Origin of the sequence: Rhizobium leguminosarum (assembly GCF_001679785.1) — a bacterium.
Taxonomy (GTDB): Bacteria; Pseudomonadota; Alphaproteobacteria; order Rhizobiales; family Rhizobiaceae; genus Rhizobium; species Rhizobium leguminosarum_R.
In genome coordinates this window covers 719,372-735,930 of record NZ_CP016287.1, presented here as the reverse complement: position 1 = coordinate 735,930, position 16,559 = coordinate 719,372, and the positions used below count along the sequence as shown (strand labels likewise).

The following is a 16,559-nucleotide window of genomic DNA, read 5'->3' as shown; positions in this document are numbered from 1 at the left end:
CCTCCAGATAATCCTCGCTTAATTGGTCTTGTCATGCAGTATCCCGTTTCCCCGAAGGTGGGACCGAGCCGCTTCCGCCGCTTCCGCTTGTTCTCACCCATATTGGCGGGAGCGACCTTACGAGAGCGATTGATTGCATGTCTCGGCTCTTTGCTGGCCATTGGTTTCACCGGCGTCATTAGCGGCTATCTGTTCGGGCAGGGGCCGCATCTTCCCTTGATCGTCGCGCCGATGGGGGCGTCCGCGGTGCTTCTTTTCGCGGTGCCGGCAAGCCCGCTGGCGCAGCCATGGTCGATCATCGGCGGCAATACCATTTCCGCTCTGATGGGAATCATTGCCGCCTATTTCATTCGTGATCCGATCATCGCGACCGGCGTCGGCGTTTCGCTTGCCATCGGCGCGATGTCCTTCACGCGCTGCCTTCATCCGCCGGGAGGAGCCGCCGCACTGACCGCCGTGCTCGGTGGCCCTGTCGTTACCGGCTGGGGATTCCTCTTTCCCTTCGTGCCCGTCGCTTTGAACTCCTGCATTCTCGTCGGCCTTGGCCTGCTGTTCCACAAGCTGTCCAAACGGAATTATCCGCATGTCGTTCCGAAAACGGCAGAGAACACCCATCAGACGATCGACCTGCCATCCATGGTGCGGGTGGGTTTTCGCGAGGAGGATGTCGATGCGGCCCTCGAAGCGATTGACGAAACCTTCGATATCGACCGGGCAGACCTTAGCCGGCTGTTGCAGCATGTCGAGCTGCAAGCGGCCATCCGCTCAAACGGCAAGATCAGCTGTGCCGATATCATGTCGCGCGACGTGATCGCCATTGGCGAAGCTTCGGAGCCGGATGCCGCACGGCATCTTCTCTTGAAGCATAATATCCGTACGCTGCCGGTGAAGGACCCGGAGGGCGGCCTCGTCGGCACCGTCGGCTTGCGGGAATTGTCCATGAGCACCGAGACTATCACGCATGCGATCTCGAGGCCGGCGGTAGCGAGGACTTCGGATCCTGCTCTGTCGCTATTGCCGGTTCTGACGGACGGGCGCACGCATGCCGTCATCATTGTCGATGACGATTACCGCATCCTTGGCCTGATATCGCAGACGGATCTGCTGAGCGCAGTAGCGCGACTGCTGCCGAAGGAAGACAATGCGATCCCGGCGGTGGCCTGAGCGGTCGGCGTGGGACGTAGCTGGAGAAAAAGTCGGTGCTGATCGAGCGCGATTCAAATGGCGATTTCATCCTGGAATCATCGGAACTGGCGGAGCGGTTCGGGCTGTCGCTCGCCGATCTTCGCCGCCACATGCGCCATGGCTCCGTCGTCAGCTCCGTGGAAATCGGCACGGCTGAACATGAGGGGACGAAACGGGTGTCGCTTCGGCTCGGCAACAGGCTTTGGCGAGCCATTTTGAACGATGAAAATGAAGTGCAGCAGGAGCAGATGACCGTTCTTCGGGGTAAATCCTCCGGAGGGCATCCGCGCTGACACCATCATTATATGTTGTCCCGCGCGGTGCTTATTACGCGCAGGCACGGCATTCCCTACCGCTCGTTCGTTTCGAAGAGGCCGCGGGCCGCTTCGACCATCGACTGCAGGTGATTGGGGTCGCGTACGCCCTGTCGGTAGAGCTCGATGACGATGCTCGCCATTCGTTCGGCTTCGTCGCTGTCCCTTTCTATCCCGTAATCGGCGCTGAGCTTGTCGAAGACGCGCTGGCAGGTTTCAAGATCGCGGGAGTCCAGCGGTACCTGCGATCGGGTTTTGATCGTTTGAACCATCTCCATTCCCTCCGATAAGGCCCGCCCGGTGTGGCGGGCCGGTAAAAGCTTTAGAAGTCCATGCCGGGGCCGGCGGGCATTGGCGGCGGCGCGTCCTTCTTGGGTTTCTCGGCGATCATGGCCTCCGTCGTGACGAGAAGACCGGCAATGGAAGCCGCATCCTGCAGCGCGGTGCGAACCACCTTGGCCGGATCGATGACGCCCTGTGCATAGAGGTCGCCATACTCGCCCGTCTGAGCGTTCCAGCCGTAGGAGAATTCGCTTTTCTCGCGCAGCTTGCCGACGATGACCGAGCCTTCCGCTCCGGCGTTTTCGGCGATCTGGCGAGCCGGCGCCTCGACCGCGCGCCGGACGATATCGACACCGACGCGCTGGTCGCCATTGGCGGTCTTGACATTGTCGAGCGCCTTGACGGCGCGCAGCAGCGCCACGCCGCCGCCAGGCAGAATGCCTTCCTCGACAGCCGCGCGGGTTGCATGAAGCGCGTCGTCGACGCGATCCTTTTTCTCCTTCACTTCGACTTCCGTCGAGCCGCCGACGCGGATGACGGCAACGCCGCCGGCGAGCTTGGCAAGGCGCTCCTGCAGCTTCTCGCGGTCGTAGTCGGACGTGGTTTCTTCGATCTGGGCGCGGATCTGGGCAACACGGCCTTCGATGTCGGACTTGGCGCCTGCCCCATCGACGATCGTGGTGTTTTCCTTCTCGATCGACACCTTCTTGGCACGGCCGAGCATGTCGAGCGTGACGGATTCGAGCTTGATGCCGAGATCTTCGGAGATGACGGTGCCGGCGGTCAGGATGGCGATGTCTTCCAGCATGGCCTTGCGGCGGTCGCCGAAGCCAGGCGCCTTGACGGCAGCGATCTTCAGGCCGCCGCGCAGCTTGTTGACGACGAGGGTCGCAAGCGCCTCGCCTTCGACGTCTTCAGCGATGATCAGCAGCGGCTTGCTGGATTGGACGACGGCTTCGAGAACCGGGAGCATCGACTGCAGGTTCGACAGCTTCTTCTCGTGGATGAGAATATAGGGGTCTTCAAACTCGACCCGCATCTTGTCGGCATTGGTCACGAAATAGGGGCTGAGATAGCCGCGATCGAACTGCATGCCTTCGACGACTTCGAGTTCGGTTTCGGCGGTCTTGGCTTCTTCGACCGTGATGACGCCATCATTGCCGACCCTTTCCATGGCTTCCGCCAAAAAGCGGCCGATTTCGGCATCGCCATTGGCGGAGATCGTGCCGACCTGGGCGATCTCGGAATTGTTGGAGATCTTGCGGGCGTTGGCCTTCAGTTCCGCGACGATGGCGCCGACCGCAAGATCGATGCCGCGTTTCAGGTCCATCGGGTTCATGCCCGAAGTAACGGCCTTGGCGCCCTCCTTGACGATTGCCTGGGCGAGCACGGTCGCAGTCGTGGTGCCGTCGCCGGCGACGTCGCTGGTCTTCGAGGCGACTTCGCGGACCATCTGGGCGCCCATGTTTTCGAACTTGTCTTCGAGTTCGATTTCCTTGGCGACCGAAACCCCATCCTTGGTCATGCGCGGTGCGCCGAAAGACCTTTCGATCACGACGTTGCGGCCTTTCGGGCCGAGGGTCGCCTTCACGGCGTTGGCCAGGATGTCGACGCCACGCAGCATCTTCTCACGGGCTTCGGTGCTGAATTTGATTTCTTTAGCAGCCATTGTCCTCACTCCTTCATAGGCAGCCAGAGCAATTCCTGGAAAAGTGCGACGTGGTTTTCCGTTTGGAATTGCGTCGGAAATAAAAGGTTGGAGCGGTTCTGCGTTTCCATGAAAAGCCGATGCGCTCCTGCATCGACGGATGTCCGCAGGAATCTCAGGCGGCCTGCTTCTTTTCGCCCCGGGTTTCGATAATCCCCATGACATCGCTTTCCTTCATGATCAGCAGATCTTCGCCGTTGATCTTGATCTCGGTGCCGGACCATTTGCCGAACAGGATGTGATCGCCGGGCTTGACGTCGAGAGCCTGAATCTGTCCGGCCTCGTTGCGTGCGCCGGGGCCGACGGCGATAACCTCGCCTTCCTGCGGCTTCTCCTTGGCGGTGTCGGGAATGATGATGCCGCCCTTGGTCTTTTCCTCTGAATCGACCCGGCGGACGAGAATACGGTCATGAAGCGGTCGAAACGACATGTCTTCCTCCATCGATGAACAGTGATGGCGTTGTTCCCTTGGAGCATGATGCCGAAAAGTGTGCGCGGTTTTCGGACGACATCATGCTCTAACTCTTAAATTAGAACAGGATTCAGATTTTAGGTCCGAGCAGGCCTAAAATCATCCTGTTCTGGCCGGACCGGATAACCAATCCGGGCGGGTGCAGGTTCGCGCGCGCGCCTTGCGCGAATGATCTGGTTCGAGGGTTCAGCAATTTCAAGAGGCGACGAAAGAAAAATTGGCACTCTCCGCCGGAGACTGCTAACGCCCAACACGGAACAGACAATCGGCTCCTGCGTTCGAATAAAAGGGCGAACGGCATTGAGGCTTGAATCCGTATTTCGGCATTCCTAGTTCTTTGGTGGCCGAGGCTTGATGAGCTCGGTCACCGTCCCACGTCTTTAGGAGTGAGTGACATGGAAGAGAACACCAAACTAATCAAAGACCTCAGTATCGAGGAACGCGAGGAAATCCTCGTCGATATCGCTCGTACGCTGGAGGACACGGCGCGTGAGGCCTTTGTCGAAGGCAATACGCAATTTGCGGCAATCTCCAACAACATGGCTGAAGCGATCCGCGTCAACGCCGATGAGCTCGCCCGTGATGATCCGGAAAATGCCGAGCTCGTATTGCAGCAGGCAACGGCGATGATCTCGCAATTCGAAGCCGTGCACCCCTATCGGATGGTGAGCATGGCCGTCCATTGATCGCCGCCGCGGGCCCGCCTCGGTCGCCCGCTCAAATCAATCGCCACCCACGCGGAACTCTCACTGCTTGCGAAGGTTATTGGATCACAACATCGAAAGGTGATCCATGATGACTTCCAGATCCAACGTGCCGCCAGAGAGCGGCACCGACGATGCGCGGTCCGCCGATACCGAACGGGCCGAAACCGATCGCAAAAGGGCATTGGAGACCGTCCGGCGCAACGTGAGTTCGGCATTAGATCGCGATAGCGGCACCGAAACCCCAAGCCTGAAGCTTGCGAAAGAATATCTCAGTCTCGGCGGCCACCGCCGGTCGATGATCGATGACAATATCTCCGATGTTCGCCACTGGGACAAGGATCCGCCGGAGGCCGAACGGTTCTGGAAGGAACGGGTGGAGACGCTTCCAAAGGATCAACGCAAGCAGGTGGAGGATTTTCTTCCAACCATCAACACGCCCTGAAAAGGGCGGCCGAGCCGCTCTTCGGGCGGCTCGTTCCAATGCGCTTGGAGGCGATCATGGCTATAGACAAGCACGAGCAGATCCGTCGCCGTGCCTACGAAATCTGGGAGGCCGAGGGCCGCCCGGATGGCGCTGACCAGCGCCATTGGCTTCAAGCCTGCGACGAACTTGCCGGCGAGGATGAGAATGAGACGCTGCAGAACCTGCTCGATGAAGACGACAGGGATGACGCGGCGCTGCTTCAAGGCGCCGGCGAGAGTGGCGATCTCGATCGGCCACGGGCGAGACCTGTCCAGGCCGCCGCGGCTCCCGTCCCTGACATCGAGATGACGACGGGCGAAAAGCCTTCCCGGCGGAAGATCGGGAAGACCGAAGGGCCTTGATCGCCATGCAGCATCTCGACCATGCCATCCAGATCGCTCTTACGGCCCACGAAGGCCAGGCGGACAAGACCGGCCGGCCGTTCTTCGAGCACTGCCAGCGGGTAGCGCTTCTCGTTTCCGGCGACGAGACACGAACGGTCGCCTACCTTCATGACGTCGTCGAGAAGGGAAGCGGCTGGACGCTCGACAGGCTGAGGGAAGAAGGCTTTCCGCCGGCGATCATCTCCGCGGTGAATGCTCTGACACGGAGGCCGGACGAACCGGATGACGACTTCGTCAGACGTGCGGCATCAAACGCGCTGGCCTTGCCCGTCAAACGGGCCGACCTCGAAGACAATCTCCGGCAGGCCGAACAAGCTGGCAAGAAAACGGAAAAATACCAGCGCGGCCTGGATCAACTGCGCGACATCAGGAACGGACAATAGGAACGCGGACAAATTTGCGCAGTTCGCCTGCAACTGCCACCAAGGTCGGCAATCGGCGCAAGGGCGCACTCCTCGGCGTCCATGTCCTGTGCCGACCGCGACCGCAACCTGGCCTCCGCTTGCAGCGGCGGAGGCCGTTTGGCCGCATTTCATGCTTTGTTGGCAAACCACACCGTCGGCGCGCCGAGCACGCCTCCCGTGCGCATCGCCGTCTTCAGCTCGTCCAGCTTGCTGAATGCCTGCGCCGCTTCAAGCGTGGCAAACTCGTGGGTGACGGTAATATCGTTCGGATTGTCGATGGCTCGATAAACGGCTTGCGCCGTTACCCCATTGGCCTTCTGCACCGGCGAAAAGCCATCATATATCTTGCGCCAGGTGGCATAATCGGAGACCTCGTGCCTTACGAATAATGTCGTCATATCATCCTCCCGCGTTGCATTTCCAAGTCTCGTCGATATGTGTGTTACGATTGAACGAGGAACGTCATGGTCTCCGGCAAGACGCCGTCACTCGCCATCGCATCGGCCGCTGCCTTGGTCTGCATGAAGGCCATCAACTTTTCCATGTCTGCAACGTCCATGACCAAGCCGACGCGATTGGACATTTGAGGGTCTGTAAACGTGCGAATGTTCGTGACGCCGACGGGTTCCAATACCTGCTTGCGGATGGGTGAGGCGAGCCAGTGTTTCGTGTCTTTGACGTCGTGGCAGATCATTATGGTAGGCATTGCGTCCTCCTCTCAAGATCTCGGAAACTGAAAGCTGAGTATGCTGCTGCGCTTTGCCGGATTTCATTACAGCAATGTTGCGAAGAGTGGGTTTTTCTTATTCATTAGTTGAAGATGTAAATATAACTATTGGGTAATTCGAAAATATTATGCGACGGCGGCGTTAGCGCGCATTGGTTTTTTGAGAATAGCTTTGGTGACGGTTCCGGAGTCAGCGAGCGTCATTGGCGCTAAGATATGATCGTGATGCCCGCACGGCGCCCATAGTCCCGCAGTTCGAGAAGGAGACCAGCATCTGCACCGGCGTCAATGGATTGAACGACATCGAGCCGGTCCTCTGCCATGCGATCCTCGAACAGGATGATGCATTGTTCGGGGTCGCACTGGCGGGACGTCCAGATCAACCCGTCAATGTCTACGCGCGCCCGATGAATGGCTTCGGCCCACAGGACGGTCTCGCCATATGTCGACTTCGGCGTTTCGATGAGATCCGTTCGATTGAGTTTCCAAGCTTTCAAATCGGGTGCGAAAAGGCTTGCCAGCCGTAGATCACGCTTTGGCGCGATGACGCTCACCGTCCGCGCTTCGACAACGGCAAGCAGGACGGTCTTGAAAGCGGCGGCCGGTTCGATGTCGTGAAAGATCGACTCGAAGGCGGCCGCCTCTCTGCTCGTTGCCGCATAGAGCGTCGCGACACAATTGCCGTGCGCGTCGTTGAACGGTGCAAAGCGCGTCGGCTGTCCGTTGCAGGGATTGAATTGCCCTGCCCGGAACGAAGACAGATGGCTTCGATGGAGCGCCGTACCTGCCTTGATCGTCCGGATGTTGATCGTTGGAAAGGGCGACGGCGGGCTTGGCAGAGGAGGGTGGCTCACCCAATGACCTCTTGCCATTCACGGGCCGCGGCGGCAGCCACCGCGTCGATATCGTCAAGCGCATCCATGGGCGCCTTGTCGTCCAGCCAGCCGTTCGTTGAAACGAACCAGAATGCGCGCTGCCATGGAGACAGGTTTTCTGGAAGCGCCACAAGCGCCCTCTTGATCGCAGGATGCGGCCGTCCGTCCCGGAGCTGAAACGCCGGAAAATATTCGGTACCGCGATGATGTACTGAGAAAATGTCGCCGGCTTTCTTCCAGCGCGCCGCAGTCGCGTACAGGTTTCTCGCGCTTGAGCCGGCGCGGTTTCCGATCTCCGCGCTGGTGAGCTGCGGCACCTCAGCGATGAAGCGATCCCTGAGCTCCAGATTGTCCGCTGCGAGCGCGCCGCGCGCCTCGCCAAGCTCATCAGGCAGGATAACATCCGCGAGCTTGTTGATCGCGTCTTCCAGCCGGCTTTCTTCCAGCGAGCCGCTGACACGGACCATCGTCTGGAAGAAGGTCTTGACGGATCTGCGATGTCCTTCCGGGAGATCGGGTTTCAAGCGGATTACCACGGAATCCCCGACCGCAACATTTGCCATCGCCCTGGCGAGCTTCGCGAGTTCGGGGTCCGCGTTCTCAGGAAAAGCAGATCGATCGACGGCGAACTTCGTCAAGGTCTGCAGGAAGGCATCCGCGAACGCATCACGCAGAGCGTTTTCATCCGAGGTCCGTTCTGGAGCAACGCCTTTGCGCCGGCGGCCAGCCAATGGCACGGTTCGTCCGTCGTTGGCGGACGACCGATCAATCATGAGAAATTCGGAAAAGAGAGCTTCGGTCATTTCGGCCACGTGAGATTGATGATGAACATCTCAATATCACTTAAGTCATGCAAAGTCGATTGCAATGGGGAGCGTCAGGATGGCCATACAGCTACGGCTGGAGGGCGAATGCTGGCACCCGCGCGCCTTTCTCGCGAAAGAGTCGCTCTACCTCGTCGAGGCGGGGGTAGGCCGGCGGGTTATCGAGCGCTTTTGCCCAATTCTCGCGACTGGGAAGGGCCATTGCCGCAGTTACGAGCACGGTGGTTCCGGGACCGATGTCGCTGCGCAGCTGCGGTAGCAGGGTCTTGGCGTGGATGAGATTGGTGTTTGGTATCGGGCTCATCGCATGGCCGGCCCTTCGATTGGGCGATAGATCGACGATCGCGCTGACATCGGTCTGCCCGTACCAGACAGCCCGGCCATCGCCTACATTGGAGCGATCGGCATTGAAATCCGCGCGTTCGATCGCAAAACCGCCCTCGATGGTCGTCAGGGCGCGTGGTGTGGCGATGCGGTGAATGCGGATGTGCCATGGGCTTTCGGGAAGCAACCAGGTTTCGACCGTGACATCGCTCCAGGGGCGCCAGCGCGAATAGAGCAGGTCGCCAGCGATCAACGCCTCTTCGAGAGTTTCTCGCATGCGGAAATGGACGCCGTCGTCGGAGAGGCCGAGCATGCCGTCGAAGCTTGCGGCGGAGAAATTCCGGTCGTCGGCTTCGATGTTGAAGGCGTAGCGCGTGGAATAGACGAATTTCGAATATTTCTCGTTTGCGCCGAGCATCTTGTCGTGCTGCTGCCCTGAGGAGAGTACGACCACGTTTCCCGGCGTGTGCATGGCGACCATTCCCGCCGGCTTCAACGCAACCGGCTTCGGAAATTCCGGCTGCGGTGCCTCCTCGGCCGCCCAGAACGGATGATCCCCCGGAAGGGCGAGCGGCAGGAAGAATTTCAGCGCCCAATAGGGTGAACCGGGCGAGTTGTAGCTCTCGCTGATGAAGAGGTTCGGATAGCCGTAGCCGACCGAAAGAACGCCGTCGCGATCGGCAATCGGCATGGCGGACCACCAGCGGATATGGCGCATGTAATAGCCCTTAATCTCCGCCCAGGGCAGCGCCTCGACACCGGCAAAGGCAAGCGCGCCCCAAAAGCCACCTGCCGCGAAGCGGTAGGTCTGGCTGCGGCCGAAGGCAAGGGCTGCCCCATCCGGGCCGAACCAGTGGCGAATATCCCCCGCGAATGTCCGCGCGCGATCACGGAAGCGATCCTTGCGCGCCTCGTCGCCCTTGGCCAGCACCGCATAGATCAGGCCGTAGAAATGCATGGCGAAGGGAATGTAATGATCGACCCGCCGCACCGGCCCGTCGCGATACCAACCGTCGCCGAGGTCGAAGGCCTCCAATTCGTCGAGATAGGCGACGGTTTTCCGGTGATCGAACGCCACGCTCACGCGTTCCAGCCCGAGGTCGATGTGCACGCGGAAGAATTTCCAGTTGTTGTCGATGAATTCCAGCTCGCGCGCTCTGAGAAGATAGGCAGCGACCGTCTTCTTCTCGCTGTCGTCAAGCGGTTCCCAGATGTGCTCGGGCACGAGCGCCAGGGCGAAGCCGACGGCGGCGAGCTCGACCAGCCGCTGATTGCGGTCGGCAAGATCGCCCCAATATTCGGGATGAGCAGGATTGGTCCCGTTCGCCAGCCCGCGCCGATAGAGATCCCAATGTGAAAATGCGCCGCCGCCGGCAACGAGCGGAACGATCCCCCAGAGCGGCCGCGCAAATCCCTCCAGATCCGCCGCCGCCCGATCGAAGATCGCACAGGCCGCGCCGAGGCGCACACGGGCGCCGCCTTCGGAAAAATACGGCAGCAGTGGCTCGAAGAGATCGGTGACTGCCTTGGCAAGGTCGTCGCGCGTCTTCAGGGGATTGCCGAAAAGCGGATTGGCCCGGGCGGGATCATATATCATTATCAGGCTCGAAATTCATGAAAACAGGGTCGGCCGCGAGCAGATATTGCCCGCGGCCGTCGACATTTCTTGAGGCTTACTTGATGGCCTTCACGCCTTCGGTCATCTCCTTCAGCCCGTCATCGACGGAGGTGCTGTCGGTCATGATCGCGTCATGCGCACGGTTGAGCACGACCTCGATCTTGGCGGCGTTCGGGTTGACTGCCATCTCCAGATAGGTTTTCGACGGCTTCAGTGCCTCCTTGCTGGCCGCATCCTCGGGAAAACCGGGTGTTGCAGCGATCTTGGCGTTGACGTCATCCGTCTTGAGCGCAGGGAAGGTGCCCGTCGTCGCGATGACTGCCGCGCCCTCAGGACCGGTGACGAACTTGATGAAATCGAGCGCGGCATCCTTGTGAACGGAGTTGGCGTTGACCGCCAGGCCCGAGATCTGCGCAGCGGTCGTACCGGTTGCCACACCGTCGGGATGCGGGAACTTGACGATGCCCCAGTTCTTGCTCTTCGATTCACCCGATTTCACCTTGGTGATCTGGGTGCCGACGAACCAGGTTCCCATCGGCAGCATGCCGATCGTGCCATTGAAGAAGAGCGCCGAATAATGTGTGTTCGACGTCTTCAGGAAAGCATAAGAAGGAATCGCGCCATCCTTCTGCAGGGTCAGCGCTCTCTCGTACCAGGGCTTCAGGAAGCCGTAGTCGCCGTCAACAAGCGTGTGTTTTCCGTCGAGGATGGCGGGCAGCTGAACGGTTGACCGCCAGGTGTGCAGAAGCGCGCCGTAGGTCTTGTTGGTGCCCATGCCGCCCGAAAGCTTCTCGGCGGTCTCGTCGAACTGCGCCCAGGTCATGTCATTGGTGGGGTAGGGGACGCCTGCCTTGTCGAATATATCCTTGTTGTAATAGACGACCCAGAAGTCGGAGCGGAACGGCAGGGAGTAGATCTTGCCATCGATGGTCAGCTCCTCGATCAGGCCGCCATAGGGAGCCGGGTCGATCTTCTGATCCTTCACGAAGCCGCTGAGATCGGCGATGTTGCCGGCGCGCACCAGGTTGGTGTAGCCCGGCACGTCCTTGACGGTGACGATGTCGATGTCCTTGGAGCCGCCGGTCAGCTGGGTCGAGATCATCTGCTGATAGTCCTGCGAGCCGAGATCCATCGGCTCGAACTTCACGTTGGGGTGCTTGGCCTGATAGGCCTCGATCAGCGGCTTGTAATAGGCGGTCTTGTCCCAGTCCCACAAAGCCCATTTGAGCGTCACGGCGTCCTGAGCAAGCGCTGCGCCGGCCGTCGTCGCGGCCAAGGTGAAACCCGCCAAGGCAAGTTTCATCGTCCTCCCAAATTTATCCAAATACATTCCCGTTCTCCTTCCCTGGATCATCTCTGGATCAGTTGTTTTATAAAGCGTCTCGTCTATGCGGTTCGCGGTGCGGCTGCGTTGCGGTTGGCAGGTCTAGAACCATCACCGCCGCCCGATGGACGCCGAATGCGACGGCGAACATTCCGAGTGAAAAATTGAAGGTTGCCGGCATGAACACCGAAACCGGATAGAAGAGGATATGCGCCAGCCAGAGACCGGCGGCGAAGGCGAGCGCGGCAAGCGCCGGGAGCGGACGGATGACGGAGGCGAGCGCGGCGAGGCGCAGCAATCTCAGAGCCGGCAGATCGCGCATTACCATCAAAACGAAGAGATGGCAGGCGAGAACCGCAATGAAAGCGGTGGCGACGAGCGCGATCGTCAGCAGTGCGCTCAGCAACAGGTTGTCGCGTGCGCCTGCGGCATAGGTGACGATCGCATAGAGGCCGATTGCGAGCGCGCCGCACAACGCCAGACCCCAGGCGGTGGCGCGCCAGAAGTAGCGCAGAAAGGCTTCCGTGAAGTCCCGCAGCAGATAGGTGTTGCGATCTTCCACCAAGGCCACCGAGACCCGGGCCATGGCGGCGAGCGCTGCCGGCAGCGTCACGACGAAGAGGCCAGCCAGGATGAAGAGGATGTTCAGCTTGACCATCTCCCACCATTCGCGGACGAGGATCTCGGCGAACAGGGCAAGACCGTTCTTCTTCGGCGCATCCTTCGGAATGCCCGGCCCCTCCCTCGTCCACATGTCCCGCAACCACTGCATAGCCGTCTCCCGCAGGCGCCTCAGTATAGAATCGAGCGTTCCGTTTCCTTGTCGAACAGCTGCGCATTGGTCATATCGGCGACCAGCGTCGCCTCATCGCCGATATCGGGCCGGTAGCGCGGCGAGACGCGGGCGATCAGATTGCGCCCGCCCGCCACCATGTTCAGGTGCACTTCCGAGCCCATCGGTTCGGCAAGTTCCACGACCGCCTTGAGGGGCGCCAGGTTCTCCGGTGCGATGTCGGCCGGCGGCAATTCGTGAAAATTCTCCGGACGGATGCCGAGCACCAGTTCGCGGCCCTCGTAGGGGGAGATCCTGGCCTTGTCGAAATGGGCAGGCAGCGGCAGTTCCCGGCCGTCGAAGACGGCGATGTAGTCATCGCCCCGTCGCAGAATGGTCGAGGGCAGCATGTTCATCTGCGGTGCGCCGATGAAACCGGCAACGAACATATTGACGGGGCGGTCATAAAGGTTCTGCGGCGTATCGACCTGCTGGATATGCCCGTCCTTCATGACGACGATCCGGTCCGCCATGGTCATGGCCTCGACCTGGTCGTGGGTGACATAGATGAAGGTGGCATTGAGACGCTTGTGCAGCTTGGTGATTTCGGAGCGCATCGTGCCGCGCAGCTTGGCGTCGAGATTGGAAAGCGGCTCGTCGAGAAGGAAGACGGCCGGATTGCGCACCATGGCGCGGCCGAGCGCGACGCGCTGCCGCTGCCCGCCCGAAAGCGCCTTCGGCTTGCGGTTCAGCAGATGAGAGATGTCGAGGATCCTTGCGGCATCCTGCACCTGCGCATCGATGAAGTCGCGCGATACCTTCCTGAGCTGCAGGCCGAAAGCCATGTTCTTGTAGACGGTCATATGCGGATAGAGCGCATAGTTCTGGAAGACCATGGCGATATCCCGATCCTTGGACGGGACGTCGTTCATGACGTCGCCGCCGATCCTGAGCTCTCCTCCCGATATTTCCTCGAGGCCGGCGATCATCCGTAGCGTCGTCGATTTGCCGCAGCCCGACGGGCCGACCAGAATGATGAATTCCTTGTCTGCGATCTCGAGGTCGATGTCGTGGACGACGGTGAGCGCACCGTAGCTCTTGTTCAGCTCTTTAAGCGAAATGCTGGCCATCGGGTTCCCCTGAATTCACCAATAGGAAGACCAGCTGCGCGAAAGGCGCGTCAAAGCTTCCATGTAATAATAATCTCCCCAGGAGACGCATTCATCGACACCCTCGCCGCGGCAGGTGTTGAACGGCGATTTCTTCGAATAGGTGGCGTGCAGCACCAGACCGTTGGAGACGGTGGGATCCTTGACCGCATAATGATCCGCTAGGCTCTTCATCATGCGGCGCGCCAGGGTGCGATAGCGTGCTGCCGGTTCCGGCTCGACGAGATCTGCCATTTCCAGAAGGCCGCAGGCGGTGATGGATGCCGACGAACTGTCGCGCGGCTCGCCGTCGCCATCCGAAAAGACGAGGTCCCAATAGGGCACCATGTCGGCCGGCAGCCGGTTGAGATAGAAGGCGAGCAGCCGGTCGAAGGTCTGGCGGTATTCCTCCATCCGCTCGTAGCGGTAGGAGAGCGCCATTCCCGCGATGCCCCAGGCCTGCCCGCGCGCCCAGGCGCTGTCGTCCCGATAGCCCTGTTTGGTCGCGCCGCGCACCGGCGCGCCCGTGACCGGGTCCATGTAGAAGGTGTGATAGGTGGAATCGTCCGGCCGCACCGAATTGGCGAGCGTGGTGCGGGCGTGAATGAGCGCGATCTCGCGGTATTTCGGATCGCCGGTCTCGCGGCTCGCCCAGTAGAGAAGCGGCAGGTTCAACAGGCAATCGATGATGTAGCGGTATTCTTCCGCCACCCCCTTGCGGCCCCAGGCCTGGATGAACTGGCCGACGGGCTGGAATCTTTCGATCAATTGGTCGGCGGCAAGGATGGCGGCCTTGCGGCCATCCTCGTCTCCAACGAGCTTCCAGGCGGCGATGCAGGAGGGCGAATAGAGAAAGCCCATGTCGTGATGATCCGTCTCGATGCGGTTCACGATCCGATGCAGGAACGACTGGACCTGGACCTGCGCGGCATCCCGGAAAACCGCCTCGCCGCTGTGCTCGAAAGCGAGCCACAGCTCACCGGGCCAGAAACCTGCGGTCCATTGGTCGTTCTCCACCGCGGGATAGAAATTTCCGACGCTCGAATGGTTCTGCGAGGCATGGGTGAACTGGGGCAGGTTGCGCCTGATCTGCTCGACGGCAAGATCGAGCGCAGCTTTGACCTCCGGATCGGTGATCGGCTGCGGGGCGACGGACGAGACGGCGTTCATGGTTTTAACCCTTCAGTCCCGTCGAGGCGATGCCCTCGACGAAGAAACGCTGGAGAGAGAGGAAGACGACGAGAACCGGAATGAGGGCGACGACGGAAGCCGCCATGATGAGCCCGTATTCGGCCGAATATTGCGAGATGAACATGCGCAGGCCGATCTGGACGGTCTTCAGCTCGGTCTTGGTCAGGTAGATCATCGGCCCGAGAAAATCGTTCCAGGTGGTGACGAAGGTGAAGATCGTCAGCGTCGAGAGCGCCGGTTTGGACAGCGGCAGCATGATGCGCGCCCAGATCTGGTACTCGTTCATACCGTCGATGCGGGCCGCCTCGCAGAGCTCGGTCGGGATCGACATGTAGAACTGCCGCATTAGGAAGACGCCGAAGGCGGTGAAGGCCTGCAGGCAGATCAGCGCCAGATGGGTGTTGTTGAGGCCGAATTCGCGCATCAGCAGGAATTGCGGCACCATATAGACCTGCCAGGGCATGGCGATGGTGGCGATGTAGCCGAGGAACAGGGTGTTCTTGTAGGGGAAATTCAGCTTGGCGAAGGCGTAGGCAGCAAAGCTGGAGGTCAAAAGCTGCAGCAGCGTGACGATGATCGTCAGCTTCGACGTGTTGTAGATGAACAGCGCAAGCGGGATCTTCGTCCAGATATCCACGTAGTTCTGCCATTGCGGCTCGGACGGTATCCACTCGATCGGGAAGGCGAAGACGTCGCGGCTGAGCTTCAGCGATGCCGAAAGCATCCAGGCAAAGGGCATCAGCATGATGAGCGTGACGGCGATGACGATGGCGTAGATCGCGACCGATCTGACGGTCACCTTGCGTCCTGCGATCCTCATGCCTCGTCCTCCCTCTGGCGCCGGAACTGGAAGACGGTGACGGCAAGCACGAGGAAGAATAGCACGAGCGAAACCATGCTCGAATAGCCGAGATCCCAGGAAATGAAGGCCTCGTTGTAGATGTGGTAGACGAGAACGAGCGTCGAGGTGCCAGGCCCGCCCTGGGTGATCATGTAGATCTGGTCGAACACCTTGAAGGACTGGATCGTCAGCATCACAGTGACGAAGAAGGTCGTCGGCCCGAGCTGCGGCACGGTGACATGGATGAACTTCTGCCAGGAATTGGCGCCATCGAGATCGGCGGCCTCATAGAGCTCCGAATTAATGCCCTGCAGGCCGGCCAGGTAGATGACCATGTAATAGCCCATATTCTTCCAGATGCCGAAGAGGATCACCGTCACCATCGCCCAGTGGCGATCGGCCGCCCATCCCGGCATGTTCTTCGGGTCGAGGCCGAGCGTGTAGAGGATCATGTTCACCGGTCCCATCTCGGGATTGAAGATCATGTTCCAGACGACTGCGACGGCCACCAGCGAAGCGACATAGGGGAAGAACATCGCCGTGCGGAAGAAATCGCGCCCGGCGATCTTCTGATTGAGGAGAACGGCGAGGCCGAGCGCGCAGATGAGCGTCGCAGGCACGGAGGCGACCGTATAGATGACCGTGTTCCAGAACGCCGCGATAAAGGCCCTGTCCTCGAAGAGCCGCCAGAAATTGTCCAGCCCGGCGAATGTGATCGCATTCGAGCCGTCCCAATGCATGAAGGCGAGCGCGAAGGCGAACAGGATCGGGCCGAGCGTGAAGACGGCAAAGCCGATGAAATTCGGGGCAATGAAGGAATAGGCGACGAGCGCGCTGCGTATCTTGCGCTGGCGCTTGGACAAGACCGCGACTTTTCGGCTTGAGATTGCCGGAGCGCCATCCGTCGCGATGACCGAATTCGATATGGACACCGATGCCTCCTCTTCCTCCCGCAACCACATAGCACATATCCGGT

General features: G+C 60.2%; 20 protein-coding genes. 6 read left to right on the top strand and 14 right to left on the bottom strand.

What is annotated here, in order from left to right; translation table 11 throughout:
* Positions 1–33: 33 nt before the first annotated feature.
* Together BA011_RS27890 and BA011_RS27885 are read left to right on the top strand one after the other, a co-directional pair.
* Complete coding sequence (locus BA011_RS27890) at positions 34–1,164, top strand: HPP family protein (RefSeq protein ID WP_065283191.1); 1,131 nt, start codon at positions 34–36, stop codon at positions 1,162–1,164.
* Positions 1,165–1,199: 35 nt separating this feature from the next.
* Complete coding sequence (locus BA011_RS27885) at positions 1,200–1,478, top strand: DUF6522 family protein (RefSeq protein WP_065283190.1); 279 nt, start codon at positions 1,200–1,202, stop codon at positions 1,476–1,478.
* A 56-nt stretch (positions 1,479–1,534) separates the two neighbouring features.
* Here BA011_RS27885 and BA011_RS27880 read toward each other — a convergent pair whose 3' ends face one another.
* The 3 genes from BA011_RS27880 to BA011_RS27870 all read right to left on the bottom strand — a co-directional run bounded on the left by BA011_RS27880 (position 1,535) and on the right by BA011_RS27870 (position 3,919).
* Complete coding sequence (locus BA011_RS27880) at positions 1,535–1,771, bottom strand: hypothetical protein (RefSeq protein WP_065283548.1); 237 nt, start codon at positions 1,769–1,771, stop codon at positions 1,535–1,537.
* 50 nt (positions 1,772–1,821) lie between these two features.
* Positions 1,822–3,450, bottom strand: coding sequence for a chaperonin GroEL (gene groL / locus BA011_RS27875; protein ID WP_065283189.1), 1,629 nt, complete (start codon positions 3,448–3,450; stop codon positions 1,822–1,824).
* A gap of 154 nt (positions 3,451–3,604) precedes the next feature.
* A complete protein-coding gene (locus BA011_RS27870) occupies positions 3,605–3,919 on the bottom strand; it encodes a co-chaperone GroES (RefSeq protein WP_065283188.1) in 315 nt (104 codons plus the stop codon).
* Positions 3,920–4,356: 437 nt separating this feature from the next.
* Between BA011_RS27870 and BA011_RS27865 the strand changes: the two genes are divergently transcribed.
* The 4 genes from BA011_RS27865 (at position 4,357) to BA011_RS27850 (ending at position 5,918) form a co-directional block, all read left to right on the top strand.
* The gene (locus BA011_RS27865; RefSeq protein ID WP_020047251.1) at positions 4,357–4,647 is read left to right on the top strand and encodes a hypothetical protein; all 291 of its coding nucleotides are present in this window, start codon (positions 4,357–4,359) and stop codon (positions 4,645–4,647) included.
* A gap of 106 nt (positions 4,648–4,753) precedes the next feature.
* A complete protein-coding gene (locus tag BA011_RS27860; protein ID WP_065283187.1) occupies positions 4,754–5,110 on the top strand; it encodes a hypothetical protein in 357 nt (118 codons plus the stop codon).
* Positions 5,111–5,166: 56 nt separating this feature from the next.
* Positions 5,167–5,493: a DUF2934 domain-containing protein gene (locus BA011_RS27855; protein WP_065283186.1), complete on the top strand. Its 327-nt coding sequence runs from the start codon at positions 5,167–5,169 to the stop codon at positions 5,491–5,493.
* A gap of 5 nt (positions 5,494–5,498) precedes the next feature.
* The gene (locus tag BA011_RS27850) at positions 5,499–5,918 is read left to right on the top strand and encodes an HD domain-containing protein (RefSeq protein WP_065283547.1); all 420 of its coding nucleotides are present in this window, start codon (positions 5,499–5,501) and stop codon (positions 5,916–5,918) included.
* Between the two features lie 149 nt (positions 5,919–6,067).
* Here BA011_RS27850 and BA011_RS27845 read toward each other — a convergent pair whose 3' ends face one another.
* The 11 genes from BA011_RS27845 to BA011_RS27795 all read right to left on the bottom strand — a co-directional run bounded on the left by BA011_RS27845 (position 6,068) and on the right by BA011_RS27795 (position 16,545).
* Positions 6,068–6,337: a cyclase gene (locus tag BA011_RS27845; protein ID WP_065283185.1), complete on the bottom strand. Its 270-nt coding sequence runs from the start codon at positions 6,335–6,337 to the stop codon at positions 6,068–6,070.
* Between the two features lie 44 nt (positions 6,338–6,381).
* Positions 6,382–6,645 (bottom strand): hypothetical protein, encoded by a 264-nt coding sequence (locus BA011_RS27840; RefSeq protein WP_065283184.1) that lies wholly within the window; start codon positions 6,643–6,645, stop codon positions 6,382–6,384.
* Between the two features lie 230 nt (positions 6,646–6,875).
* Entirely contained in the window at positions 6,876–7,520 is a 645-nt protein-coding gene (locus tag BA011_RS27835) for an RES family NAD+ phosphorylase (RefSeq protein WP_065283183.1), read from the bottom strand.
* The gene (locus BA011_RS27830) at positions 7,517–8,344 is read right to left on the bottom strand and encodes a hypothetical protein (protein WP_065283182.1); all 828 of its coding nucleotides are present in this window, start codon (positions 8,342–8,344) and stop codon (positions 7,517–7,519) included. The genes BA011_RS27835 and BA011_RS27830 overlap by 4 nt, the downstream gene beginning before the upstream one ends.
* 91 nt (positions 8,345–8,435) lie before the next feature.
* Positions 8,436–10,286: a DUF2264 domain-containing protein gene (locus BA011_RS27825; protein WP_065283181.1), complete on the bottom strand. Its 1,851-nt coding sequence runs from the start codon at positions 10,284–10,286 to the stop codon at positions 8,436–8,438.
* Positions 10,287–10,362: 76 nt separating this feature from the next.
* The gene (locus BA011_RS27820; RefSeq protein WP_065283180.1) at positions 10,363–11,637 is read right to left on the bottom strand and encodes an ABC transporter substrate-binding protein; all 1,275 of its coding nucleotides are present in this window, start codon (positions 11,635–11,637) and stop codon (positions 10,363–10,365) included.
* Between the two features lie 40 nt (positions 11,638–11,677).
* Entirely contained in the window at positions 11,678–12,403 is a 726-nt protein-coding gene (locus BA011_RS27815; protein ID WP_065283179.1) for a YesL family protein, read from the bottom strand.
* A 20-nt stretch (positions 12,404–12,423) separates the two neighbouring features.
* A complete protein-coding gene (locus BA011_RS27810) occupies positions 12,424–13,533 on the bottom strand; it encodes an ABC transporter ATP-binding protein (RefSeq protein ID WP_065283178.1) in 1,110 nt (369 codons plus the stop codon).
* Between the two features lie 15 nt (positions 13,534–13,548).
* On the bottom strand, positions 13,549–14,721 hold the full coding sequence (locus BA011_RS27805) for a glycoside hydrolase family 88 protein (protein ID WP_065283177.1): 1,173 nt from the start codon (positions 14,719–14,721) through the stop codon (positions 13,549–13,551).
* Between the two features lie 4 nt (positions 14,722–14,725).
* On the bottom strand, positions 14,726–15,562 hold the full coding sequence (locus tag BA011_RS27800; protein WP_011649417.1) for a carbohydrate ABC transporter permease: 837 nt from the start codon (positions 15,560–15,562) through the stop codon (positions 14,726–14,728).
* A complete protein-coding gene (locus BA011_RS27795) occupies positions 15,559–16,545 on the bottom strand; it encodes a carbohydrate ABC transporter permease (RefSeq protein ID WP_186806568.1) in 987 nt (328 codons plus the stop codon). The genes BA011_RS27800 and BA011_RS27795 overlap by 4 nt, the downstream gene beginning before the upstream one ends.
* Positions 16,546–16,559 lie beyond the last annotated feature (14 nt).